At 71.8% G+C, this 23,959-nt stretch carries 21 protein-coding genes; 17 read left to right on the plus strand and 4 right to left on the minus strand.

Annotated elements, in window-relative coordinates; all coding sequences use genetic code 11:
* Positions 1 to 2: 2 nt before the first annotated feature.
* From ACGH52_RS20440 to ACGH52_RS20450, 3 genes are all read left to right on the plus strand, one after another.
* Positions 3 to 458, plus strand: coding sequence for a heat shock protein transcriptional repressor HspR (locus tag ACGH52_RS20440; RefSeq protein WP_059299450.1), 456 nt, complete (start codon positions 3 to 5; stop codon positions 456 to 458).
* Positions 459 to 643: 185 nt separating this feature from the next.
* Positions 644 to 1,762, plus strand: coding sequence for a substrate-binding domain-containing protein (locus ACGH52_RS20445; RefSeq protein ID WP_399941280.1), 1,119 nt, complete (start codon positions 644 to 646; stop codon positions 1,760 to 1,762).
* A 150-nt stretch (positions 1,763 to 1,912) separates the two neighbouring features.
* Positions 1,913 to 2,950, plus strand: coding sequence for a LuxR C-terminal-related transcriptional regulator (locus tag ACGH52_RS20450; protein ID WP_210974324.1), 1,038 nt, complete (start codon positions 1,913 to 1,915; stop codon positions 2,948 to 2,950).
* Here ACGH52_RS20450 and ACGH52_RS20455 read toward each other — a convergent pair.
* Genes ACGH52_RS20455 through ACGH52_RS20465 form a run of 3 tightly spaced genes read right to left on the minus strand, consistent with a single transcriptional unit; the run spans position 2,913 to position 5,921 of the window.
* A complete protein-coding gene (locus ACGH52_RS20455) occupies positions 2,913 to 3,896 on the minus strand; it encodes a LuxR C-terminal-related transcriptional regulator (protein ID WP_399941283.1) in 984 nt (327 codons plus the stop codon). The genes ACGH52_RS20450 and ACGH52_RS20455 overlap by 38 nt on opposite strands.
* Positions 3,893 to 4,885 carry a LuxR C-terminal-related transcriptional regulator gene (locus tag ACGH52_RS20460; RefSeq protein WP_399941286.1) on the minus strand — a complete coding sequence of 331 codons (993 nt, stop codon included), beginning with the start codon at positions 4,883 to 4,885 and terminating at the stop codon, positions 3,893 to 3,895. The genes ACGH52_RS20455 and ACGH52_RS20460 overlap by 4 nt, the downstream gene beginning before the upstream one ends.
* 25 nt (positions 4,886 to 4,910) lie before the next feature.
* Positions 4,911 to 5,921 (minus strand): helix-turn-helix transcriptional regulator, encoded by a 1,011-nt coding sequence (locus ACGH52_RS20465; protein WP_210974322.1) that lies wholly within the window; start codon positions 5,919 to 5,921, stop codon positions 4,911 to 4,913.
* 277 nt (positions 5,922 to 6,198) lie between these two features.
* Between ACGH52_RS20465 and ACGH52_RS20470 the strand changes: the two genes are divergently transcribed.
* From ACGH52_RS20470 to ACGH52_RS20480, 3 genes are all read left to right on the plus strand, one after another.
* Entirely contained in the window at positions 6,199 to 6,534 is a 336-nt protein-coding gene (locus ACGH52_RS20470) for a hypothetical protein (protein ID WP_003975277.1), read from the plus strand.
* Positions 6,535 to 6,863: 329 nt separating this feature from the next.
* Entirely contained in the window at positions 6,864 to 9,461 is a 2,598-nt protein-coding gene (gene clpB, locus ACGH52_RS20475; RefSeq protein WP_059299455.1) for an ATP-dependent chaperone ClpB, read from the plus strand.
* Positions 9,462 to 9,632: 171 nt separating this feature from the next.
* Complete coding sequence (locus tag ACGH52_RS20480) at positions 9,633 to 10,169, plus strand: YbjN domain-containing protein (RefSeq protein WP_076975031.1); 537 nt, start codon at positions 9,633 to 9,635, stop codon at positions 10,167 to 10,169.
* An 81-nt stretch (positions 10,170 to 10,250) separates the two neighbouring features.
* On the opposite strand, the gene ACGH52_RS20485 is transcribed toward ACGH52_RS20480, so the two are convergent.
* A complete protein-coding gene (locus tag ACGH52_RS20485; RefSeq protein WP_210974321.1) occupies positions 10,251 to 11,441 on the minus strand; it encodes a pyridoxal phosphate-dependent aminotransferase in 1,191 nt (396 codons plus the stop codon).
* Between the two features lie 857 nt (positions 11,442 to 12,298).
* Here ACGH52_RS20485 and ACGH52_RS20490 point away from each other — a divergent pair.
* From ACGH52_RS20490 to ACGH52_RS20540, 11 genes are all read left to right on the plus strand, one after another.
* Positions 12,299 to 12,835 (plus strand): DUF2617 family protein, encoded by a 537-nt coding sequence (locus ACGH52_RS20490; RefSeq protein ID WP_171987252.1) that lies wholly within the window; start codon positions 12,299 to 12,301, stop codon positions 12,833 to 12,835.
* Between the two features lie 121 nt (positions 12,836 to 12,956).
* The gene (locus ACGH52_RS20495) at positions 12,957 to 14,609 is read left to right on the plus strand and encodes a polyamine aminopropyltransferase (protein WP_399941291.1); all 1,653 of its coding nucleotides are present in this window, start codon (positions 12,957 to 12,959) and stop codon (positions 14,607 to 14,609) included.
* A gap of 179 nt (positions 14,610 to 14,788) precedes the next feature.
* Positions 14,789 to 15,592: an SRPBCC domain-containing protein gene (locus ACGH52_RS20500; protein WP_076975027.1), complete on the plus strand. Its 804-nt coding sequence runs from the start codon at positions 14,789 to 14,791 to the stop codon at positions 15,590 to 15,592.
* A gap of 81 nt (positions 15,593 to 15,673) precedes the next feature.
* Positions 15,674 to 16,462 (plus strand): aldose 1-epimerase, encoded by a 789-nt coding sequence (locus tag ACGH52_RS20505; RefSeq protein ID WP_399941294.1) that lies wholly within the window; start codon positions 15,674 to 15,676, stop codon positions 16,460 to 16,462.
* 10 nt (positions 16,463 to 16,472) lie between these two features.
* Positions 16,473 to 17,021, plus strand: coding sequence for an orotate phosphoribosyltransferase (gene pyrE, locus ACGH52_RS20510; RefSeq protein ID WP_104636113.1), 549 nt, complete (start codon positions 16,473 to 16,475; stop codon positions 17,019 to 17,021).
* Between the two features lie 134 nt (positions 17,022 to 17,155).
* On the plus strand, positions 17,156 to 18,187 hold the full coding sequence (gene fbaA / locus ACGH52_RS20515) for a class II fructose-bisphosphate aldolase (protein WP_059301764.1): 1,032 nt from the start codon (positions 17,156 to 17,158) through the stop codon (positions 18,185 to 18,187).
* 127 nt (positions 18,188 to 18,314) lie between these two features.
* Positions 18,315 to 19,769 (plus strand): MFS transporter, encoded by a 1,455-nt coding sequence (locus tag ACGH52_RS20520; RefSeq protein WP_399941297.1) that lies wholly within the window; start codon positions 18,315 to 18,317, stop codon positions 19,767 to 19,769.
* A 353-nt stretch (positions 19,770 to 20,122) separates the two neighbouring features.
* On the plus strand, positions 20,123 to 20,536 hold the full coding sequence (locus tag ACGH52_RS20525; protein ID WP_059301762.1) for a DUF3151 domain-containing protein: 414 nt from the start codon (positions 20,123 to 20,125) through the stop codon (positions 20,534 to 20,536).
* A 148-nt stretch (positions 20,537 to 20,684) separates the two neighbouring features.
* Entirely contained in the window at positions 20,685 to 21,500 is an 816-nt protein-coding gene (locus ACGH52_RS20530; RefSeq protein WP_076975023.1) for a tryptophan 2,3-dioxygenase, read from the plus strand.
* Positions 21,493 to 22,749 carry a kynureninase gene (gene kynU / locus ACGH52_RS20535; protein ID WP_210974312.1) on the plus strand — a complete coding sequence of 419 codons (1,257 nt, stop codon included), beginning with the start codon at positions 21,493 to 21,495 and terminating at the stop codon, positions 22,747 to 22,749. The genes ACGH52_RS20530 and kynU overlap by 8 nt, the downstream gene beginning before the upstream one ends.
* 266 nt (positions 22,750 to 23,015) lie before the next feature.
* On the plus strand, positions 23,016 to 23,918 hold the full coding sequence (locus ACGH52_RS20540) for an alpha/beta hydrolase (RefSeq protein WP_399941302.1): 903 nt from the start codon (positions 23,016 to 23,018) through the stop codon (positions 23,916 to 23,918).
* Positions 23,919 to 23,959 lie beyond the last annotated feature (41 nt).

The following is a 23,959-nucleotide window of genomic DNA, read 5'->3' on the forward strand; positions in this document are numbered from 1 at the left end:
GAATGGACGGTCGTCGACGCAACCCGTACGAACTGACCGAGGACACCCCGGTCTACGTCATCTCGGTGGCGGCCCAGCTCTCCGGCCTGCACCCGCAGACCCTGCGCCAGTACGACCGTCTCGGCCTGGTCTCCCCGGACCGCACGGCCGGCCGGGGCCGGCGCTACTCGGCCCGCGACATCGAACTGCTCCGACAGGTCCAGCAGTTGTCGCAGGACGAGGGTATCAACCTGGCCGGAATCAAGCGCATCATCGAACTGGAGAACCAGGTCGCCGAGCTGCAGGCCCGCGCGGCCGAGCTGGCCGCCGCCCTCGACGGCGCGGCCACGGCGATGCGCCAGCGCGAGGCCGCGGTGCACGCGTCGTACCGCCGTGACCTGGTTCCTTACCAAGAGGTACAGCAGACCAGCGCCCTGGTGGTCTGGCGGCCCAAGCGCCACGGTCAGTCCTCGGACTGACAGGCGGTACAAGGGAAAACGGCATCGGCAGCCCCGGAGGACGCACTCGTCCTCCGGGGCTTGTTCACAACGGTGCTGTCTCATTGGTCTAGTACTTCTTGACGATTTGGTGAAGACAGCGTTGGCTTCCTTCACCTGGGTCACCTCGGTACCAACTACACCCGTGTGTCGGAAGGTCTAGCGCAGTGAGCAGCCGTGCCCGTCGAACCGCCATATCCGTGGCCGCGTCCCTGATGACCTTCTCGCTGGCCTCCTGCGGCGTGCTGGGTGCCTCGGACAGCAGTGACGCCGCGAGCCCGAGCAAGGGCAACGACCTCCTGGTCGGGCTGCTGCTCCCGGAGAAGGAGAACACGCGCTACGAGCAGTTCGACTACCCCTTCTTCAAGAAGAAGATCGGCGAACTCACCCGGGACGAGGGCATCGTCAAGTACGCCAACGCCGAGGCCAGCGCCACCAAGCAGGCCGACCAGATGCAGCAGATGATCGAGGACCAGGTCGACGTGATCGTGCTGGACGCGGTCGACGCGCACTCCATCGGGGAGTCCGTGCAGAAGGCGAAGGACGCCGGCATCCCCGTCATCGCCTACGACCGGCTGGCCGAGGGCCCGATCGACGCCTACATCTCCTTCGACAACGAGCTGGTCGGCGAGGTCCAGGGCCGCTCCCTCGTCGAGGCGCTCGGCGGCGACCCGTCCAGCTCCGACAAGATCGTCATGATGAACGGCTCGTCCACCGACCCGAACGCCAAGCAGTTCAAGGCGGGCGCGCTGTCCGAGCTGAACGGCAAGGTGACGATCGCCCAGTCCTTCGACACCAAGGACTGGAAGCCGGAGAACGCCGAGGCGAACATGACCGAGGCCATCGAGAAGATCGGCAAGAACAAGATCGCGGGTGTCTACTCCGCCAACGACGGCATGGCGGGCGGCATCATCAAGGCCCTGGAGGACGCGGGCGTCACCGACCTGCCCCCGATCACCGGCCAGGACGCGGAACTCGCGGCGGTGCAGCGGATCGTCACCGGCGAGCAGTACATGAGCGTGTACAAGTCCTATCCGCAGGAGGCCGAGAACGCCGCGGAGATGGCCGTGGCGCGGGTCCAGGGCCGGGACATCCAGTTCGAGGCGCTCGCCCGCGACAAGGTCGACAGCCCCACCCAGAAGGGCATTCCCGCGCAGCTCGTCCCCGTCGTCGCCCTCACCAAGGCCAACATCGAGGAGACGGTCGTCGCGGACGGCTTCTACAAGGTCACCGACATCTGCACCGCCAAGTACGCGGACGCGTGCGCGGAGCTGGGTCTGAAGTAGCCCGCGTGTCCTGCCCGTCCCACCGCCCCGGCATTCCGGCCGAAACCGGTCCCTCTCCTTCCCCGTGCGGGGCGGAGCCGTGTTGCGGAGCCGGTCCGGGCCGCGCATAGTTGCGCTGCGGAAGAGCCGGAACCGGGGGTGGGATGGGCGATGGCCGGGCACGGGGCTCAGGAGCACCCGCACGGGGCCGAGCGGCTGTGCGCGGCAGGGGACCGCGTGTACTCCCGGGCCGTGCGACGCGGCCGGATACCGCGCCGCGACGCCGAGCCGGTGCCCTGTCTCCTCGAACTCGCCCTGCTGCACCCCGACCCCGACGACATGGACTGGCTGGTGCCGACCTCCCCGCAGGAGGTCATGACCCGGCTGCTGCGTGGGGTCCAGGACGAGGTCAGCGCCAGTCAGCGGCGGGTGGGCTCGGCCGTGGAGGCCTTCGAGTGGTACGCGGGCCTCGGCAGACTGCTCCAGACCCCGGCCGGCACCGAGAGCACGGCGATCCGGGTCCTCGACGGCCTGTCCCGCATCCAGGCCGCGATGGACGAGGCGACGCAGGCCTGCACGACGGAGGTGCTCACCGTCCAGCCCGGCGGCATCCGGCGCGAGCACGAGCTGTCCGAGGGGCTGCACCGGGCGCTGGCGCTGCGCGGGCGCGGGGTGCGGATGCGGGACCTGTACACACACGTGGCCCGGCACGGGCAGGGCCTGCTCAACTACCTCGAACTCATGGGTGACGCGGTGGAGGCCCGCACCCTGGACGAGGTCATCGACCGCCTCATCCTCTTCGACCGCACCGTCGCCTTCATCCCCGCCAACACCGACCGCACGATGGCCCTCGAACTGCGCCACCCGGCCCTGATCGCCTACCTGGTCACGGTCTTCGAACGCCTGTGGCGCCTGGCGATCCCCCTCACGGCGCCCCTCCCCGACACCGGCATCGAGGGCATCTCCCACCGCGAACAGTCCATCGCGGCGCTGCTCGCCGAGGGTCACCAGGACGCGGTGATCGCGGAACGCCTCGGCATCAGCGTCCGCACGGCCCGCGCGCACATCGCCCGCCTCTCGGAAACCCTGGGCGCGGCCAGCCGCACGCAGTTGGGCGTCCGCATCGCCCAGGCCGGCCTGGACGGCTCCCCGCGCGGCGCTCCGGCCCCCGTCATCCTTCCTGATCGAGAATCCCCGACTGCCCGATGAGATACCCGAGCTGAGCCCGGCTCTCGCTGCCGAGGGTGGCGGCGAGTTTGGCGATGTGGACGCGTGCGGTGCGGACGTTCATGCCGAGGCGGTCGGCGATGTCGCTGTCGGTGTGGCCTTCGACGAGGAGGGCGGCTATGGCGCGTTGGCGGGGGGTGATGCCGTTGAGGGACTCACGCTGGACGGCCCTGGGAAACATGGGAGTAGCCAGGCGCCAGAGGCGGTCGAAGGTCGTGACGAAGTGGGTGAGCAGGGCGGGATGGCGGACTTCGAGAGCGAGGGTGCGGTCCGGGCTGGCGGGGATGAAGGCGACCGTGTGGTCCACGACAATGAGGCGTTCGGTTATTTCGTCCAGTGTCCGAGCCTCGACGTTACCCGTCAGTTGCTCGTATCGCGCGAGGATGTACGGAGCGGTGCGGACGGTGTGCTGGTAGAGGGCGCGGATGCGACCGCCGCGGTTGAGGAATTCCTGGTCCCGTGCCATGGCGGTCTGGTGATGGTGATAGGGCGGCTTGATCAGACCGTCGTGCGGCTGGACGGACAGCAGCTGCCCCGAAGCGGAGGCCATTGCCTCCCCGATGATCCGGCCGATGCGCTCCTTGCCGCTGAGGAGTCTCAGAGTGGGCGTTCCGCCGGTCGTCTCCGTTTGAGCCTCGGATCGTATGAGCGTGTCGAAGGCCTCGATCAGGTGTGTTTCGCGCCGACGTCTGTCGGCGATCTCTTCCCCTGAGGTGAGGAGCAGCTGGTGCAGGGCTGCCACAGGAGCCACGGCCTCGAGTCTGCCGGGGTCGTCGACCGCCAGGCGTAGTAGGCCGAAGTCGATCAGGCAGGGTGCGGCCTCGGCGGCCGTCGGCGTCACGCGTCCCTCCCGCAGTGCCTGCTGGTACACCCGCATTCCCGCGGGACACAACTCCTCCGGTCCGTGCTCCGTGTGGGACACCGTCACTGATCGAGACCCTCCGTCCTGAGAACTCCTGACTCGGCTATCAGGAACCCGAGTTGTGCGCGGCTTTCGCTGCCGAGGGTGGCGGCGAGTTTGGCGATGTGGACGCGTGCGGTGCGGACGTTCATCCCGAGGCGGTCGGCGATGTCGCTGTCGGTGTGGCCTTCGACGAGGAGGGCGGCTATGGCGCGTTGGCGGGGGGTGATGCCGTTGAGTGTGGGCTGGTGGACGGCTTGGGGGTGCATGGGGGTGGCGAGGTGCCAGAGGCGGTCGAAGGTGTTGACGAAGTACGCGATGAGGGCGGGGTGGCGGACTTCGAGAGCGAGGGTGCGGTCCGGGCTGGCGGGGATGAAGGCGACGGTGCGGTCGACGATGATGAGACGTTCCGTCACCTCGTCGAGCGTGCGGGCCTCCACGTCGCCGGTCAGCTGCTCGTAGCGGGCGCGCGCGTAGGGGGCGTGCCGCATGGTGTGCTGGTACAGGGCGCGGACACGGCCGCCGCGGTCCAGGAACGCCTGATCCCGCTTCATGGCCCCTTCGAGGATGTCGGGGCGCTTGGTGACGTGCGTGTCGTGCGGCTGGATCGCGAGGAGTTCCTCTCTGCCCTCGGCCATGGCTTCCTCGATGGCCTGGCCCGTCCGCTCTTTGCTGCTGAGGATTCGGAGGGCCGGAGTGTCCTCGGTGACGGCATCGCGGCGGCCCAGGCGCATGAGGGGCTCGAAGACATCGGCCATCCTCTGCCCGCGCCGTCTCTCGTCGGCGATGCGCTCCTCCGAGGACCGGAGCAGGCGTTGCAGAACGACGGTGGGCGGAACGGGCTCCAGGCGGTTCAGGTCATCGACGGCAGGGTGGAGGATGCCGTTGTCGATCAGGCAGGGTGTCGCGGCCGCATCAGCGCTGGGAAGGTGTCCCTCCCGTAGTGCACGGGCGTAGATTTCCAGGCCCGCATCACACAACTCCTCCGTTCCGTGGTGATGCACCTCTTGGGTCACGTGTGGCTCTCTTCGTCGATTGGGATCAGTGATCCTTCTCCAGGATCCCGGACTGGGCTATGAGGAAGCCGAGCTGGGCGCGACTGCCGCTGCCGAGCACCAGGGCCAGTTTGGCGATGTGTGCCCGGCAGGTGCGCACGTTCATGCCCAGCCGGCGGGCGATGGCCTCGTCGACGTGTCCCTCCACCAAAAGCTTGGCTATGGAGTGCTGAATGTCGGTGATGCCGTCGGAGGCGGTCTCGTAGGGCGTTCCCACCTTGAGCGGCACAGCGCGGGCCCACATGAACTCGAAGACCTTGATCAGGTACTGCACCAGCCCGGGGTGTCGAAGCTCCAGGGCGACTTGCCGGTCCTCCCGCGTTGGTATGAACGCGACCGTTTCGTCACAGATGATGAGCCGCTCGACCAGTTCGTCGATGGTGCGCACCTCAACCTTGCCGTTGGCGATCTGGTCCACGTAGGCGAGGGTTTCGGGGCTGTGTCGCGCGGTGTGCTGGTAGAGCGTCCGCAACCGAACCCCTCGCTCTATCAGCGGCCTGTCGCGTTCGAGGCCCTTCAGGAGGTTGCTCTCCAACCGACGGCCGCCGGGCTGCACGGTGAGAACCTCGGTCTGACTCTCCGAGGTGGCGAGGTTGAGCGCGGCATTGATCCGGTCCCTGCCCTCCAGCACAGTGATGGCGTGGACGGAGGCCGTGCTCTGCGCGCTCGCGGCCATGAACGGCTCGAAGGCGTCGGCGAGTTGCACGGACAGGCGCCGGCGCTCTGTGATTTCCCGTTCGATCGGATGAAGGCGCTGTGCGAGGGCGACCGTCGGAGGGACGGGTCGCAGCCACGTGGCGTCGTCGGGATCGGGGTGGAGCAGTGCGAACTCCATCAGACAGGGGGCCGACTCGACATCCGCACGAGCGATGCGACCGGCACGCAGCGCGGTGACGTAGATTCGGCTGCCTTCTACGCACAGTTCGGTTATGGCGTGGGGATGTGCCGTTTGTGTCTCATTTGTCCCCAATTTTCCACCCCCCAGGGTCCTGAACATGCAGGAACATGATGCACCGATTGTGTGGCCATGACGTGCCTGAATGAGCCATCGTCTTATCCGACGGGGGAAGAGGAGACCATCGAGTGAGGACGAAGCCGACTATGAGTAAGAGAATGCTTCGCTCGGTACTTGCCGCTGCTCTTTCCGCCGTTGTGGTGTTTGGGGCCGTCAGCGGCCTGGCAGGCAAGTCCAGTGACGTTCGTGCGGACACGGGGTCGACGGCGGTGGTCGCAGGCACGGACCGTACTGACGACACGTCCTGGAACTGATAGCGATGACCACGCCACCCGACGACCGCTCCTTCCGGCGAGAAATGGCCACCGCCTACCGCTCCGGCTGGCACTTCATCGACCTGGTCACCGCGATCCCGCACGCCGGGGACTCCCTGATGGTGACCGTCTTCGGTGAGCCGGTCGTCGTCACGCTGGACGAGGACGGCGATGTGCGGGCGTACCGGTGTCTGCGGCGGCCTCGGGGGGCGCCGCAGCCTGTGCGGTGTGCCATCCGCTACGGAATGATCTTTGTGAACCTGGACCAGCGGGACCACCGGCTCGAGCAGCCGGAGATCCCGGAAGTGAGGACCATCTCGGCCACCCCCCGCAGTGCCTGACGCGATTCCCCCGTCGTAACAAATCGCTCAGGTGCTTCCCCCCGGCAGCGGCGTCACCGTGACCTGAACACGGTGACGCCGCTGTCGCATGTGCGGACATCTCTCCCTACCGGCCGATTCCACGTGTGGCCGAAAAGGCTCTCGTGCGGCGCGGTCCGCTGCCCATGAGCACCCCGTGCGACCACCCTGGTGTCCCCCGGCGGGAACACGTGTCCCGAACCCCTTGAGTGGAATAGACTCAACTTTGTGTACGTTGGATGAGTCAGCACTGGGAGACATGGAGACAAGGCCGGACCGCCGACGGCCGACGCGAGGAGGAGAGCCAGAACGTGGACGCCGAGCTGACCAACCGGAGCCGGGACGCGATCAACGCGGCCAGCAACCGGGCCGTGACCGAGGGAAACGCCGACCTCACCCCCGCCCACCTGCTGCTGGCCCTGCTCCAGGGGCAGGACAACGAGAACATCACCGACCTGCTCGTCGCCGTCGAGGCCGACCTCGCCGCCGTGCGCACCGGCGCCGAGCGCATCGTCGCCGGGCTGCCCAGCGTGACCGGGTCCACCGTCGCACCCCCGCAGCCCAGCCGTGAGATGCTCGCGGTGGTCGCCGACGCCCAGGCCCGCGCCAAGGAACTCGGGGACGAGTACCTCTCCACCGAGCACCTGCTCCTCGGCATCGCCGCGAAGGGCGGCACGGCCGGTGAGGTACTGGAGGGGCAGGGAGCCAGTGCGAAGAAGCTGCAGGAGGCCTTCCGCAAGGCGAGGGGAGGGCGCCGGGTGACCACGCCCGACCCCGAGGGCCAGTACAAGGCCCTGGAGAAGTTCGGCACCGATCTCACCGCCGCCGCACGGGACGGGAAGCTCGACCCCGTCATCGGGCGCGACCAGGAGATCCGGCGCGTCGTGCAGGTGCTGAGTCGGCGGACCAAGAACAACCCCGTGCTCATCGGCGAGCCCGGCGTCGGCAAGACCGCCGTCGTCGAAGGGCTCGCCCAGCGGATCGTCAAGGGGGACGTGCCCGAGTCGCTGAAGGACAAGCGGCTGGTCGCGCTGGACCTCGGCGCCATGGTCGCCGGGGCCAAGTACCGCGGTGAGTTCGAGGAGCGGCTGAAGACCGTCCTCGCCGAGATCAAGGACTCCGACGGGCAGGTCGTCACCTTCATCGACGAGCTGCACACCGTCGTCGGCGCCGGTGCCGGCGGGGACTCCGCCATGGACGCCGGGAACATGCTCAAGCCCATGCTGGCGCGCGGTGAGCTGCGCATGGTGGGCGCCACCACCCTCGACGAGTACCGGGAGCGGATCGAGAAGGACCCCGCCCTGGAGCGGCGCTTCCAGCAGGTGCTGGTCGCCGAGCCGAGCGTCGAGGACTCCATCGCGATCCTGCGCGGGCTCAAGGGCCGCTACGAGGCGCACCACAAGGTGCAGATCGCCGACAGCGCCCTGGTGGCCGCCGCGAGCCTGTCCGACCGGTACATCACCTCCCGCTTCCTGCCCGACAAGGCCATCGACCTCGTCGACGAGGCCGCCTCCCGGCTGCGCATGGAGATCGACTCCTCGCCCGTCGAGATCGACGAACTCCAGCGCGCCGTCGACCGGCTGAAGATGGAGGAGCTGGCGATCGGCAAGGAGACCGACGCCGCCTCCCTGGAGCGCCTGGAGCGGCTGCGGCGCGACCTCGCCGACAAGGAGGAGGAGCTGCGCGGTCTCAACGCCCGCTGGGAGAAGGAGAAGCAGTCCCTCAACCGGGTCGGCGAGCTGAAGGAGAAGCTCGACGAACTGCGCGGGCAGGCCGAGCGAGCCCAGCGCGACGGCGACTTCGACACCGCCAGCAAGCTGCTCTACGGGGAGATCCCGGACCTGGAGCGCGACCTGGAGGCCGCCTCCGAGGCGGAGGAAGAGGTCGCCCGGGACACCATGGTCAAGGAGGAGGTCGGCGCCGACGACATCGCCGACGTCGTCGCCTCCTGGACCGGCATCCCCGCCGGCCGCCTCCTGGAGGGCGAGACGCAGAAGCTGCTGCGCATGGAGGACGAGCTGGGCAAGCGGCTCATCGGACAGACCGAGGCCGTGCGGGCCGTCTCCGACGCCGTACGGCGCAGCCGGGCCGGGATCGCCGACCCGGACCGCCCGACCGGGTCGTTCCTCTTCCTCGGCCCCACCGGCGTCGGCAAGACCGAGCTGGCCAAGGCGCTCGCCGACTTCCTCTTCGACGACGAGCGGGCCATGGTCCGCATCGACATGTCCGAGTACAGCGAGAAGCACAGCGTCGCCCGGCTGGTCGGCGCCCCGCCCGGATACGTCGGGTACGAGGAGGGCGGCCAGCTCACCGAGGCCGTGCGGCGGCGGCCGTACACCGTCGTGCTGCTCGACGAGGTGGAGAAGGCGCACCCCGAGGTCTTCGACATCCTGCTCCAGGTGCTGGACGACGGGCGCCTCACCGACGGGCAGGGCCGCACCGTCGACTTCCGCAACACCATCCTGGTGCTCACCTCCAACCTGGGCAGCCAGTACCTGGTCGACCCGACGACCGGTGAGGCGGAGAAGAAGCAGCAGGTCCTGGAGGTGGTCCGGTCCTCCTTCAAGCCGGAGTTCCTCAACCGGCTCGACGACCTGGTGGTCTTCTCGGCCCTCAGCAAGGAGGAGCTGAGCCGGATCGCGCGGCTCCAGATCAACGGCCTGGCCCGGCGGCTCGCCGAGCGCCGTCTCACCCTGGAGGTCACCGAGGAGGCCCTCGCCTGGCTGGCGGAGGAGGGCAACGATCCGGCCTACGGCGCCCGCCCGCTGCGCCGCCTGGTGCAGACCGCGATCGGCGACCGGCTCGCCCGGGAGATCCTCTCCGGCGAGATCAAGGACGGCGACACCGTCCGCGTGGACCGCTTCCAGGACGGCCTGATCGTGGGACCGGCGGGCGGCAAGACGCTGTAGCGGACCGCCCGGACCCGCCCCGGCGACCCGCCCCTCGGGTTGCCGGGGCCCCGAGCGGGTACCCGACTGGCCGGATCGAGTCAGCCGAGGGCTGACAGGCCCCCGACGGGCTTGCCACGCCCCTCCCCGCATGGGGGAGGATGGCCGGATCCGTACGAAGGGAAATTCACGGTGACCATCGACCCGTCCTCGATTCCGAACTTCGGGGGCAAGCAGCCCGAGCCGCAGCCCCAAGGACCGGCGGGCCCCGTCGTCCCGGATCAGGATCTTGTGAAGCAGCTCCTCGAGCAGATGGAGCTGAAGTACGTCGTCGACGACGAGGGTGACCTCGCGGCGCCGTGGGAGCAGTTCCGTACGTACTTCATGTTCCGCGGCGAGGGTGACCAGCAGGTCTTCTCGGTGCGGACGTTCTACGACCGGCCCCACCAGATCGACGAGAAGCCGCAGCTGCTCGAGTCGGTCGACGACTGGAACCGGCGCACCCTGTGGCCCAAGGTGTACTCCCACACCCACGACGACGGCACCGTCCGCCTGATCGGCGAGGCGCAGATGCTGATCGGCATGGGCGTCAGCCTGGAGCACTTCGTCTCCTCGACGGTCAGCTGGGTGCGGGCCGCCATCGAGTTCGACCGGTGGCTCGTGGAGCAGCTCGGCCTGGAGCAGGACGTCGACGATGCGGAGAAGCCGACCGACGAGGACGGCGAGTAGTCCGCCCCCGCGGCTGAATCCGGCAGAGCCCGGCCCCCCGTCACCGCGGGGGCCGGGCTCTCGTCGCACCGGTGCGCGTGCTCACCCCGCCGCCGCCTTCAGCCGCCGCACCGCCTCCTCCAGCACCGAGGCCCGCTTGCAGAACGCGAACCGCACGAAGGGCGCGCCCTCCTCCCGGTGGTCGTAGAAGACCGCGTTGGGGACGGCGACGACGCCCGCGCGCTCGGGCAGGGAGCGGCAGAAGGCGAAGCCGTCGCTCTCGCCGAGCGGGCGGATGTCGGTGGTGACGAAGTACGTCCCGGCGGGCCGGTACACGCCGAAGCCCGCCTCGGCCAGCCCCGCCGCCAGCAGGTCCCGCTTCGCCTCCATGTCCGCGCGGTAGGCGGCGAAGTACGACTCCGGCAGCGCGAGCGCCTCGGCGACCGCGTACTGGAAGGGCCCCGAGGCGACATACGTCAGGTACTGCTTGGCCGAGCGGACCGCCGTGAGCAGGGCGGGCGCGGCGGTGACCCAGCCGACCTTCCAGCCGGTGAACGAGAAGGTCTTGCCGGCCGACCCGATGGTCACCGTGCGCTCCCGCATCCCCGGGAAGGACGCCAGGGGAATGTGCTCGGCCGCGTCGAAGACCAGGTGCTCGTAGACCTCGTCGGTCACCACCAGCAGGTCCCGCTCCACCGCCAGCTCGGCGATCGCCGCCAGTTCCCGGCGGCTGAGGACCGTGCCCGTCGGGTTGTGCGGGGTGTTCAGCAGCAGGAGCCGGGTGCGGTCGGTGACCGCGTCGCGCAGCTCGTCCAGGTCCAGGCGGAACGCGCCCTCGTGCGGGCGCAGCGTGACCGGCACGCGCGTGCCGCCCGCCATCGCGACGCAGGCCGCGTACGAGTCGTAGTACGGCTCCAGTGCGACGACCTCGTCGCCGGGTTCGAGGAGCGCCAGCAGGGCCGCGGCGATGGCCTCCGTGGCGCCGGCGGTGACCAGGACCTCGGTGTCGGGGTCGTAGGACAGGCCGTAGCGGCTCAGCTGGTGATCGGCGACGGCGGCGCGCAGCTCGGGGACGCCGGGGCCCGGCGGGTACTGGTTGCCGCGCCCGTCGCGCAGCGCCCGTACGGCGGCCTCGCGGATCTCCTCGGGGCCGTCGGTGTCGGGGAAGCCCTGACCGAGGTTGATCGCCCCGGTCCGCACCGCCAGGGCGGACATCTCGGCGAAGATCGTCGTCCCGAACTCCGCGAGCCGGCGGTTCAGGAGGGGGCGGGCGCTGGAGCTGATCGAGGTCATACCGGTCATCCTGCGCCGAAGCTCTGGACTTCCTCAACTCTGCTTTGGGGCGCGGCGGCGAGGGGCATCTCCCGTTCACGCCGGTGGGCTTCACGGCGTGAACCACGGTCCATCGATACGCAGCGAGGCGTCCGACGGGGGATTGCTTCGGGGGACTTCCGGGCGCGAGTCCGGAACGGAAGGGAGGGTGGAGCCATGGTCACAGGCATCATCCTGTTCGTGCTCGCAGCCCTGTTGATCAGGGTTTTCGTGAAGGGCCGACGCGCCTCAGGTGCCGTGAGGACCGGGAGCGGCCGGGGGTCGCGCCGGAGCGGCGGCGGGGGCGACAGCGGCGGCGGCAACAGCTGGTGGGCCGGTGACGGGGGCGGTTCGTCCTCGGACGGCCACTCGGGCCACTCCTGCGGAGGCGGGTCGTCCTGCGGGGGAGGGGGCGGCGGCGGATGCGGCGGAGGCAGCTGACACGGGGCAGCTGAGCTCCGGCCAGGGGGAACCGCATCCCCGCCACGGGGCCCGTTCCTGGGATCGGCCCCACGCCCCACCCAGAGCGCCCGCCGGGGGCACACTCCCGGTGGGCGCTCCCACACCCCGGCGCACTCCGTGCGTGCGGGGTGTGCGCCCTGGTTGAACAGTTGAGCTGTGGAGCCCCCTGAGGGATGGAAACGCCACGAAGTTGGGTAAAAAAGCTGTGGCGGCGCCACCGTTCATGATTCGCTCTCCCTCATCAACGCAGCTCCTCGGACGACCTGTTGACCCCCCTCCTGACCGGCCGACTGGGCTGAGCGGGCCGCATCCCCGGCAGTGCCACGGATGCGCAGGCCCCACACCCTCCTCTCCTTGTGTGCTTGCGGAGCCGATCCATGCTCACGACCCTGAAAACCGCCTACACCGACACCCGTGCCGCCGACCTGGCCTGGGCCCTGGGGCGCGAGCCCTTGCCCGCGCTCGCCTGCCTCGACGTCGAACTGGCCGATGCCCGACTGCAGTTGCGACTGCTCGGCGCCTCCCACCAAGTCCTGCTCGAAGAGGAGCGGGGCAGCTGCTCGGAGACGGTGGCGTGCATCCCCGGCAGCAGCACCCCCCTCCCGCTGGGCGTCGCCAAGCGGGTGGGCGACTGGGAGTACGAGTTCGCCGCCCGCGTCGAGGTGCTGACGCCGGGCTCCTTCGCCGGCCGCGCCCAGGAGCTGCTGGCCCTGGTCTCCGACCACCCGCACGGTCTGGCCGGCGTCTTCCCCGGCAGTCCGCACGCCTTCACCGCGCTGCTGGCCCAGCGGCACGAGGGGCAGGTGCACTGGCGGACCTGGCACGCCTACCCGCAGGACGGCCAGTTGGTGGCGACCCGCACCCGGGTGGGCGTGCGGGTGCCGACGGCCCGGCTCAGTCCGTCCGCGGTGTGAGCGGGCGGGGGCCGGTGATGTGAGCGGGTGGGGGCCGAATAAACCTGTGGGGTCGGACAAGCCCCGAGTTTCACACGTGTGGGTGACGAAGCGCAGTGCTGGAGTGACGTAACGTCACTTCGTGATCGATCCGCACGCGCCCGCCCCGCCCGGCTCTCCGCCGTCCTGGGGCGGCCCCCGCGGTCCAGAAACGCCCGCGCGGCTGCCCGTACGGCCCGCCGTCGGACGGTTCCTGGTGCTGGCGGGGGTCTTCGTGTGCGCGGCCTGCGGGCTCGTGTACGAACTCGAACTCGTCGCGCTCGCCTCGTACCTGATCGGCGACTCGGTCACCCAGGCGTCCGTCGTCCTGTCCGTCATGGTCTTCGCCATGGGCCTCGGCTCGCTCGCCGCCAAACGGCTGCGCGGGCTGGCCGCGGCCGGATTCGGCGCGCTCGAGGCCGCCCTCGCCCTCGTCGGCGGCTCCAGCGCGATGCTCCTGTACGCCGTCTTCGCCTGGACCGGCGGCTGGGGCGGCCTGTGGGCCGACGGCCCGCGCATCCTGCTGGTCGCCTTCTCCCTCGCCATCGGCGTGCTGATCGGCGCCGAGGTGCCGCTGCTCATGGAGCTGATCCAGCGGGTGCGCCGGCAGGACCCGGGCGGCGCCGTCGCCGACCTGTTCGCCGCGGACTACGTCGGCGCGCTCGTCGGCGGCCTCGCCTTCCCCTTCGTCCTGCTGCCCTTCCTCGGCCAGCTCACCGGCGCGCTGCTCACCGGCACCGTCAACGCGCTCGTCGGCGCCGCCCTGGTCCTCGGCCTGTTCCGGCGCGACCTGACCCGCCGGGCCCGCTGGCTGCTGCTGACCGCCAACGCGGTGGTCCTCGCCCTGCTCGCCACCGCGACCGTCCTCGCCGACGACTTCGAACGCGCCGCCCGGCACGCGATGTACGGCCAGGACGTCCGCGTGGCCGTACGGACCGACGTGCAGGAGGTCGTCGTCACCGGCGACGCCGACGGCCGGCCGCTCCACCTGTACCTCGACGGGCGGCTGCGGGTGCGCGCCGACGACGAGCGGCGCTTCCACGAGGCGCTGGTGCACCCCGCGATGAGCGGCCCGCACGCGCGCGTGCTGGTCCTCGGCGGCGGCGACGGCCTCGCCGTCCGTGAGGTGCTGCGCCACCCCGGAGTACGCCGCGTCGACGTCGTCGAGGCCGACCCCGGGCTCGCCCGGCTGGCCCGGCAGGACCCGGGCCTGTCCGCCCTCAACGAGCACGCCTACGGCGACGCGCGCGTCCGCCTCGTCACCGGGGACGCCTTCCACCGGCTGCGCTCGACGCCCTCCGCGGCGTACGACGTGGTGATCTCGGACCTGCCCGACCCGGGCGCCACGGCCAGCACGAAGCTGTACTCCCTGGAGTTCTACGGCCTGCTGCGGCGGGTGCTCGCGCCCGACGGGCGGCTGGCGGTCCACGCGGGCCCGGACGCCGCGCGCCCCCGGGCCTTCTGGACGGTGGACGCCACCCTCCGCGCGGCCGGTCTGCCCGCCGCCGCCTACCGCGTCGGCGCCCGCGACCCCGGCGCCGCGCCCGGCCCCGACCGCGCGGCCGCCGGTCTCCGCGCCTCCCGCGGCTGGGGCTTCCTCCTGGCCGCGCGCACCGCCCCCGCACCGCGCCTGGACCCGGCGGCCCCCCGCCTGCGCACCCTCACGCCGGGATCGCTGGCCCGGGCCGCCCGCGACGCGGCCCGCACCCGGATCCCCGGGCTGCCGCCGTCCACGCTCGTGCATCCGCGGTACTGAGCCCGCGAGGCGGCAGGCGGCGCGGAGGCGGTGGCCCCGCGCCCCGCCTGACCAGCAGGGCCCCGGCGGTGGTCGTGGCGTACGGCGGACGGGACCGGTGACGCCGGGGAGCGCGGGCGGCGGGTGACTTCGTGCCGACGGGGGGTGTACCGGGCGCCCGCTGGGTAAGCTGCGCTGACATGGAGCATGAGGTGTTCGTTCCGGTTCCGGCCGAGCGGCTCAGGGACGTGCTGGCCGACCCCGTCCGGGTTGCCCGGGCGGTTCCGGGGCTCCAGCAGGACGCTGGTGCCGAGCCCGTCGCGGGCCGGCTGAAGGTACGCATCGGCAGTCACTCCATCACCTACCGCGGCTCCCTGCGCCTGTCCGCGCGCGAGGACGGCACCTACGCCGTCGAGGGCGACGCCACCGAGTCGCGCGGCACCGGCGCGGTCACCCTCGCGCTGACCCTCCGCACGGCCGACGCCGACGGCGGCGCCACCCTCACCTTCACCGGGACCGCCACCGCCGACGGGCGGGTCACCGAGCTGCCGCCCGAGTCGGTGACGTCGGCCACGACACGGCTGCTGACCCGGTTCGCGGAGAACCTGGGCACGGCGGCGCAGGCACCCCCCGCACCGGAACCGCAGGCGGAGACGGAACAGGAACCGGAGCAGGAGCCGCGCCCCGCCTCCGTCTTCGACACCGAGGTCCCTCCGCCCTCCCTCATGCACACCGACGAGGCCGGGGAGGACGACGACCGGCACGACGACCGGCACGAGGAGCCGGCCGTCCCGCCCCCCGCCGAGGCCGCGCACGCGCGCCGCACGATGATCGGCCGCAGCGCCGAGGAGGTGGACCACGCCCCGCCGCGCGGCCGGTACGCCCCCGTGCCCGCCCCCCAGGCGAGCGCGGTCGGCGCTCCGCTGCGCTGGGCCGCCCCCGCGGCGGCGCTGGTCGTGGCGTCGGCGATCGTGGTGGGCCGGGCGCTGCGCCGACGCCGCTGAGCACCGCCGGACCCGCCGAGGACCCGCCGCGGGACCGCCCGCCCGGTGGGGCACCCTTGATCGCCCCAGTAGGGTCGTGGCGTGAGTAACGAACCCATCACGCTGACCGCGGGCGACGCGGAGGCGACCGTGCTGCCGGGCAACGGCGGCCGGATCGGCGGACTCCGCGTCGGCGGCACGGAGCTGCTCCGCCAGGGCGAGCGCTACGGCTGCTTCCCGATGGTCCCCTGGTGCGGACGCATCCGCGACGGCCGCTTCGGCGACGGCGCCGTGGTCCACCAGATGCCCCTGAACTCCCCGCCGCACGCCATCCACGGCACCGCCCGCGACGCCGCCTGGCGCACCGCCCGCGTCACCGCGGACGAGGCCGTCCTCACTTACGACCTCACCGACCCCTGGCCCTACACCGGCCGCGTCACCCAGGTGATCGCGCTGGCCGAGGACGCGCTCACGCTGACGATGTCCGTGGAGACGTACGAGTCGTCCTTCCCGGCGCAGATCGGCTGGCACCCCTGGTTCAACCGGACCCTCGACGGCACCGGCGCGGAGATCGCCTTCGACCCCGCCTGGCAGGAGGAGCGCGGCGCCGACCACCTCCCCACCGGCAACCGGGTCGAGGCGAAGCCGGGCCCCTGGGACGACTGCTTCGGCATGCCCGACGGCGTCGACGTCACGCTGACCTGGCCGGGACGGCTGGAGCTGAAGGTGACCAGCCCCGAGCGGTGGGTCGTGGTGTACGACGAGCAGGAGGCCGCCGTCTGCGTGGAGCCGCAGACCGGCCCGCCCAACGGCCTGAACACCCTCCCGCGCCTGGTCACACCCCTGGAGCCGCTGGAGGCCACGACGACCTGGGCCTGGCGCCGCCTTTAAGCTGGCGTACATGACGGACGTACGCGGCGAGCTGCTGCAGCAGATCAAGGACAAGGCCGTGGTGCACGGCAAGGTGACCCTCTCCTCGGGGCTGGAGGCCGACTACTACGTCGACCTGCGCCGCATCACCCTGGACGGCGAGGCCGCGCCGCTGGTCGGGCAGGTGCTGCTCGACCTGACCGCCGACCTGGAGTTCGACGCGGTGGGCGGGCTGACCATGGGCGCCGACCCGGTCGCCGCGAGCATGCTGCACGCCGCCGCCGCGCGTGGCCGCAGGCTCGACGCGTTCGTCGTCCGCAAGGCCGCCAAGGCGCACGGGCTGCAGCGCCGCGTCGAGGGCCCGGACATCAGGGGTCGCCGCGTCCTGGTCGTCGAGGACACCTCCACGACCGGCGGTTCCCCGCTCACCGCCGTCGAGGCCGTGCGCGAGGCCGGTGCCGAGGTGGTCGCCGTCGCCACGATCGTGGACCGGGCGACCGGCGCCGCCGAGAAGATCCAGGACGGCGCGGGGGTGCCGTACCTGTACGCGTACGACAAGGACGAGCTGGACCTGGACTGAGGCCCGCTCCCGGGGCCACTCGGGGATTCCCGGTTCGTCTGGAAGGATGGGGCCGACGATGACGTCGCCCCCCAGTCCTAGGTCAGGGCCATAAGCAGCAGCCGAGCCCACCCGCACATACAAGGAGCGGACAGATGCCCATCGCAACTCCCGAGGTCTACAACGAGATGCTGGACCGGGCGAAGGCAGGAAAGTTCGCCTACCCCGCCATCAACGTGACCTCTTCCCAGACGCTGCACGCCGCCCTGCGCGGTTTCGCGGAGGCGGAGAGCGACGGCATCGTCCAGATCTCCACCGGCGGCGCCGAGTTCCTGGGCGGCCAGCACAACAAGGACATGGTGACCGGCGCCGTCGCCCTCGCCGAGTTCGCGCACATCGTCGCCGAGAAGTACGACGTCACCGTCGCGCTGCACACGGACCACTGCCCGAAGGACAAGCTGGACGGGTACGTCCGCCCGCTCCTCGCGGTCTCCGAGGAGCGCGTGAAGGCCGGCCGCAACCCGCTCTTCCAGTCGCACATGTGGGACGGCTCGGCCGAGACCCTGGCCGACAACCTCTCCATCGCCACCGAGCTGCTGGAGCGCGCCCGCGCCGCCAAGATCATCCTCGAGGTCGAGATCACCCCGACCGGCGGCGAGGAGGACGGCGTCTCCCACGAGATCAACGACTCCCTCTACACCACGGTCGACGACGCGGTCCGCACCGTCGAGGCCCTGGGCCTGGGCGAGAAGGGCCGCTACCTCCTCGCCGCGTCCTTCGGCAACGTGCACGGCGTCTACAAGCCGGGCAACGTCGTCCTCCGCCCCGAGCTGCTCAAGGAGCTGAACGAGGGCATCGCGTCGAAGTACGGCCAGCCGGCCGGCAGCAAGCCGTTCAACTTCGTCTTCCACGGCGGCTCCGGCTCCACCGCCGAGGAGATCGCGACCGCCCTGGAGAACGGCGTGGTCAAGATGAACATCGACACGGACACCCAGTACGCCTTCACGCGCCCGGTCGTTGACCACGTCTTCCGCAACTACGACGGCGTCCTGAAGGTCGACGGCGAGGTCGGCAACAAGAAGACGTACGACCCGCGCACCTGGGGCAAGCTGGCCGAGGCCGGCATGGCCGCGCGCGTCGTGGAGGCCTGCGGCCACCTGCGCTCGGCGGGCCAGAAGATCAAGTAGCACCCGGAAGACCGGGTAGCACCCGAAAGACCGAGTAGCACCCGGAAGTCCGAGCAGGACGCGGTCGACGCGACCGTACGCACGAGCCCGGCGCCCCGCGCGCCGGGCTCGCTGTATACCTGGGGGCATGCCCGACGTCCGGATCGCCTCACCGCAGGGCAAGTGGATCCTGCTGACCACCGTCCTCGGCTCCAGCATGGCCCTGCTCGACTCGACCGTCGTCAACGTCGCGCTGCCCCACATCGGCCGCGACCTCGGCGCGGACCTCGCCGCCCTGCAGTGGACCGTCAACGCCTACATGGTGACGCTGGCCGGTCTGATCCTGCTCGGCGGCGCCCTCGGCGACCGGTTCGGCCGCCGCCGGATCTTCGTCCTCGGCGTGCTGTGGTTCGCCGCCGCGTCCCTGCTGTGCGGCCTCGCGCCGAACGCCGGCGTGCTGATCGCCGCCCGAGCCCTGCAAGGCGTCGGCGGGGCGCTGCTCACGCCGGGCTCCCTCGCCCTCATCCAGGCCTCCTTCCACGCCGACGACCGGGGCAGGGCGGTGGGCCTGTGGTCCGGCTTCGGGGGCGTCGGTGCGGCGGTGGGGCCGTTCCTCGGGGGCTGGCTGGTGGACGGCCCGGGCTGGCGCTGGGTGTTCCTGCTCAACGTGCCGCTCGCGCTGCTGTGCGCGCCGGTCGCGCTGCGGCACGTACCGGAGTCCTCCGACGAGCGCGCCCACACGCGGTTCGACGTGCTCGGCGCGGCCCTGTGCGCGGCGGCCCTGGCGCTGCTCACCTACGCGCTGATCGAGGCCCGTACGGCGTCCTGGGCGGTGGCGCTCAGCGCGGTGGCCGGGGCGGTGGCCGCCGTGGCCTTCGTCGTCGTCGAGCGGCGCGGCAAGGACCCGATGATGCCGCTGGACGTCTTCTCCTCCCGCCAGTTCACCGCGGTCAACCTGGTCACCCTGTGCGTGTACGCGGCCTTCGGCGGCTTTTTCTTCCTCGCCGCGCTCCAGCTCCAGGTCGTCGTCGGCTGGTCCGCGCTGGCCGCCGGTACGGCCCTGCTGCCGACCACCGTCCTGATGCTGCTGCTGTCCGCCCGGTCCGGCGAACTCGCCGAGCGGCTCGGGCCGCGCCTCCAGCTCACCGCGGGGCCCCTGCTCTGCGCGGCCGGGATGCTGCTGATGCTGCGGGTCGGCCCGGGCGCCTCGTACCTCGCCGACGTGCTGCCCGCCCTGCTGGTGCTGGGCCTCGGCATGGTCACGCTGGTCGCGCCGCTGACGGCGAGCGTGCTGGCCGCCGTGGACACCGCGCGCGCGGGTCTGGCCAGCGGCATCAACAACGCGGCGGCCCGTGCGGCGGGGCTCGTCGCGGTCGCCGCGCTGCCCCTGCTCACCGGCATGGGCGAGGAGGCGTACCGGTCGCCCCGGGCCTTCGACGACGCGTTCGGACCGGCGATGCTGATCTGCGCGGGCGTCCTGATCGCGGGCGCCGTGATCGCCTTCACCACGGTCCGCCGCCCACCCCCGGACTGCCCCCACCCCGAATGCCGCACACACGGCTCACTACTCACACCACCCCTGGAGGGCGACCGCACCCCCTAACCACCGACGCCCTCCAGGGACGCGGGGAACCGCGCACGGAACGGCATACAGGGCACCCCCTGGACCAACGCTTCGGACACGCCCCCAAGGGGCGCGGGGAACCGCGCACGGAACGGCATGCAGGCCACCGCCCTGAACCAACGCTTCGGACACGCCGTCAAGGGGCGCGGGGAACCGCGCACGCAAGGTGAGGCGGGCCCCGCCTTGGACCAACGCCCCGATCAGGCCCCAAGGGGCGCGGGGAACTGCGCACCCAGCCCCAACGCACCCGCACCCGACAACGCACCCACCCGACACCCCACCGCACCGACAACCCCGCCCGGCCGCCCCCGGCGATGCCGCAGACTTGTCCCATGTCCATTCACGAAAACCTCCTCGGGGGCCCGCCCCCGACCCACCTCCCCGACGACCCCGGCCCCCGCGAGCTGCTCGCCGCCGGCACCTCCCCCGCCGACGTCGCCGCGAAGTACCCGACGTCCTCCCTCGCCTGGGCCCGCCTGGCCGACGAGGCGTTCGAGCGGGGCAGCGTCGTGGAGTCGTACGCGTACGCCCGTACGGGCTACCACCGCGGCCTCGACGCCCTGCGCCGCAGCGGCTGGAAGGGGCACGGCCCGGTGCCCTGGGAGCACGAGCCGAACCGCGGCTTCCTGCGCGCCCTGCACGCCCTCGCCCGCGCCGCCCAGGCGATCGGCGAGAAGGAGGAGTACGAGCGCTGCAGCCAGTTCCTGAAGGACTCCTCGCCCAGCGCGGCCGAGGTGCTGGGCTGACCGGCCCTCGTCACCACCGGGCCCGTCCGCCGCGCGCGGGCGGGCCTTGCGGTTTCCTGCGACGATTGCGGAGGATGCCGTTGGGGACCGGGGCCCCGTGCCGGTAACGGCAGGGCGGACCGCTACCCGTGCACATCAGGAGACAGCGATGTCCCACGAAGCCCCGAATCTCGACTTCGAGGGCAGCACGCCGTACGAGGACTACGTCAAGGCGGACGTGCTCACCCACCTCCAGCACACCCTCTCCGACGATCCCGGAGAGATGGTCTTCCTGGTCACGACCCAGGTCATGGAGCTGTGGTTCACCGTCATCGTCCACGAGTGGGAGACCGCCGCCCGCGCCCTGCGCGAGGACCGGACCCAGGTGGCGACCGACGCGCTCAAGCGTTCGGTGCGGGAACTGGAGGCGCTGAACGCCTCCTGGACGCCGCTCGCGGGTCTCACGCCCGCACAGTTCAACTCCTACCGCAGCGCCCTCGGCGAGGGCTCCGGCTTCCAGTCGGCGATGTACCGCCGCCTGGAGTTCCTGCTCGGCGACAAGTCCGCGTCCATGCTCGTCCCGCACCGCGGCGCCCCGCGCGTCCACGCGGAACTGGAGAAGGCGCTGCACGAGCCGAGCCTGTACGACGAGGTGGTCCGGCTGCTCGCCCGGCGCGGGTACGACATCCCCGACGCCGTGCTCCAGCGCGACCTCACCCAGAAGTACGAGGCCGCCCCCGAGGTGGAGGCCGCCTGGACGGCCGTCTACTCCGGCGACCAGAACGGCGAGCTGGCCCGCCTCGGCGAGGCCCTCACCGACGTCGCCGAGCTGGTCTGGCGCTGGCGCAACGACCACCTGGTCGCCACCCGGCGCGCGATGGGCTCCAAGACCGGCACGGGCGGCTCCGCCGGGGTGGCCTGGCTGGAGAAGCGAGCCCGGAACAACGTGTTCCCCGAGCTGTGGACGGCGCGGTCCTATGTCTGAACTGCCTGGTCGGCCCGACCTCGGGAGCGCCGCCGAGGAACTGGACGCCGCCGACCCGCTGGCGGCACTGCGCGCGCGCTTCGTCCTCGACGACGTCACGTACCTCGACGGCAACTCCCTCGGCGCGCTCCCCGCGCACGTCCCCGCGCGCGTGGAGGACGTCGTACGGCGCCAGTGGGGCGAGCTGCGCATCCGGTCCTGGGAGGAGAGCGGCTGGTGGACCGCGCCCGAGCGGATCGGCGACCGGATCGCCCCGCTGGTCGGCGCGGCCGCCGGGCAGGTCGTGGTCGGCGACTCGACGAGCGTCAACGTCTTCAAGGCGCTGGTCGCGGCGGTGCGCATGGCGCAGGACGACGGCGGGACCGGTGGAACCGGCGGGAGCGGCGGGGCCGGTCCGATCCGGGACGAGATCCTGGTCGACGCCACCACCTTCCCCACGGACGGGTACATCGCCGAGTCGGCGGCCCGGATGACGGGGTGCGCCCTGCGGCCGGTCGCCCCCTCCGAGGTCCCCGGCGCCCTGGGCGACCGCACCGCCGCCGTGCTGCTCAACCACGTCGACTACCGCACCGGCCGGCTCCACGACCTGCCCGCGCTCACGGCCGCGGTGCACGCGGCGGGGGCGTACGCGGTCTGGGACCTGTGCCACAGCGCGGGCGCCCTGCCGGTCGGACTCGACGAGCACGGCGTCGACCTCGCGGTCGGCTGCACCTACAAGTACCTCAACGGCGGCCCAGGCTCACCCGCGTACCTCTACGTGCGCCGCGACCTCCAGCCCCGCTTCGACTCCCCGCTGCCGGGCTGGAACTCGCATGCCGAGCCGTTCGGCATGCGGTCCGAGTACGCCCCGGCCTCCGGCGCGGTGCGCGGGCGGGTCGGTACGCCGGACATCCTCTCCCTGCTCGCCCTGGAGGCGGCACTGGACGTGTGGGACGAGGAGGGCGTCTCGGTGGCGGCGGTGCGGGCCAAGTCGCTGGCGCTGACGGACTTCTTCCTGCGCTGCGTCGGGGCGTACGTCCCGGACGGCCGCGTGGAGTCCGTGACCCCGGCGGCGCACGCCGAGCGGGGCAGCCAGGTGGCGCTGCGCTGTGACGACGCGGGTGAGGTGATGAAGCGCCTGATCGAGCGCGGGGTGGTCGGCGACTACCGCGCGCCCGACGTACTGCGCTTCGGCTTCACCCCGCTGTACGTCGGCTTCGCGGACGTCGAGCGGGCGGCGCGGGTGCTGGCCCGGACACTGGCTGGTTGAGTCACGGTCGCGGTTTCGATCGCGGTTGCGGTCTCGGTCGCGGTCTCGATTGCGGTTGCGGTTGCGGTTGCGGTTGCGGTTGCGGTCTCGGTCTCGGTTGCGGTTTCGGGGCCGGGCGCCGGGTGGGGACCGTACGCACCTCGTCCGGTCCTCACCCAGCGTCACATCCCCGTGCCCGCGCACGTCATCGGCCTGATAACGTCCCGCCAACGGCCGATTTCCTTCCTCCGGTCCGCCAACACCGTTCCGTCGCTGAGAGGTTGACCATGCCGGACTCCGCCGCAGAACCGGGCACCGCTGCCGCGAGGGGCGCCGCGGAGGAGAAATCGGCCCTCTCCCACCCGGCGGTCGCCCCCGACTCCACCGCCGGGTACGGCGACCACCCCGACCAGGTGATCGACTTCTACGTGCCGCGCGGCGGTGCGGGCCCGGGCGAGGCCGCTCCCGTCGTGGTGGTGCTGCACGGAGGCTCGTGGCGCGCCCCCTACGACCGGCGGCACATCAGCCCGTTCGCCGGCTTCCTCGCCCACCGGGGCTTCGCCGTGGCCAGCGTGGAGTACCGGCGCGGGGCGGAGGGTTCCGCCGGTGGGAGTGCAGGGGACCCCGTCGCGGGGCGCTGGCCCGACACGTTCGACGACGTGGCCTCCGCGCTGGACGCGCTGCCGGAGCTGGTCCGGCGGCACCTGCCGCGGGCGGACGCCCGGCGCGTGGTGCTCACCGGTCACTCCGCCGGCGGCCACCTCGCCCTGTGGGCGGCCGCCCGGCACCTGCTGCCCGCGGACGCCCCGTGGCGGACCGACCGCCCGGCGCCCCTGCGCGGCGTGGTCGCGCTCGCGCCGATCGCCGACTTCGAGGTCGCCGACAAGCTCGACGTGTGCGGTGGTGCGGCCCGACAACTCCTCGGCGGCGGTGAGCTGTTCGCCGAGCGACGTCCGTACGCCGACCCCGCCCTGCTGCTGCCCACCGGGATCGCGACCACCCTGGTGCAGGGCCGCGCCGACGTGGACGTCCCGCAGGCGGTCGCCGAGGCCTACGCCGACGCGGCGGCGCAGGCCGGGGAGGTGGTGGGGGTGACGCTGCTGGAGGACGTCGGCCACTACCCGCTGATCGACCCGGCGGCGGACGCGTGTGCGGTCGTGGCGGAGGAAATCGCCCAGCTGGCCTGGTGATCCGGTAGCCCGCCTGCCGCTCGCCGTCTGTTCCCCGCCGC

The organism is Streptomyces sp. BBFR25 (assembly GCF_044590125.1).
Lineage (GTDB): Bacteria > Actinomycetota > Actinomycetes > Streptomycetales > Streptomycetaceae > Streptomyces > Streptomyces canus_D.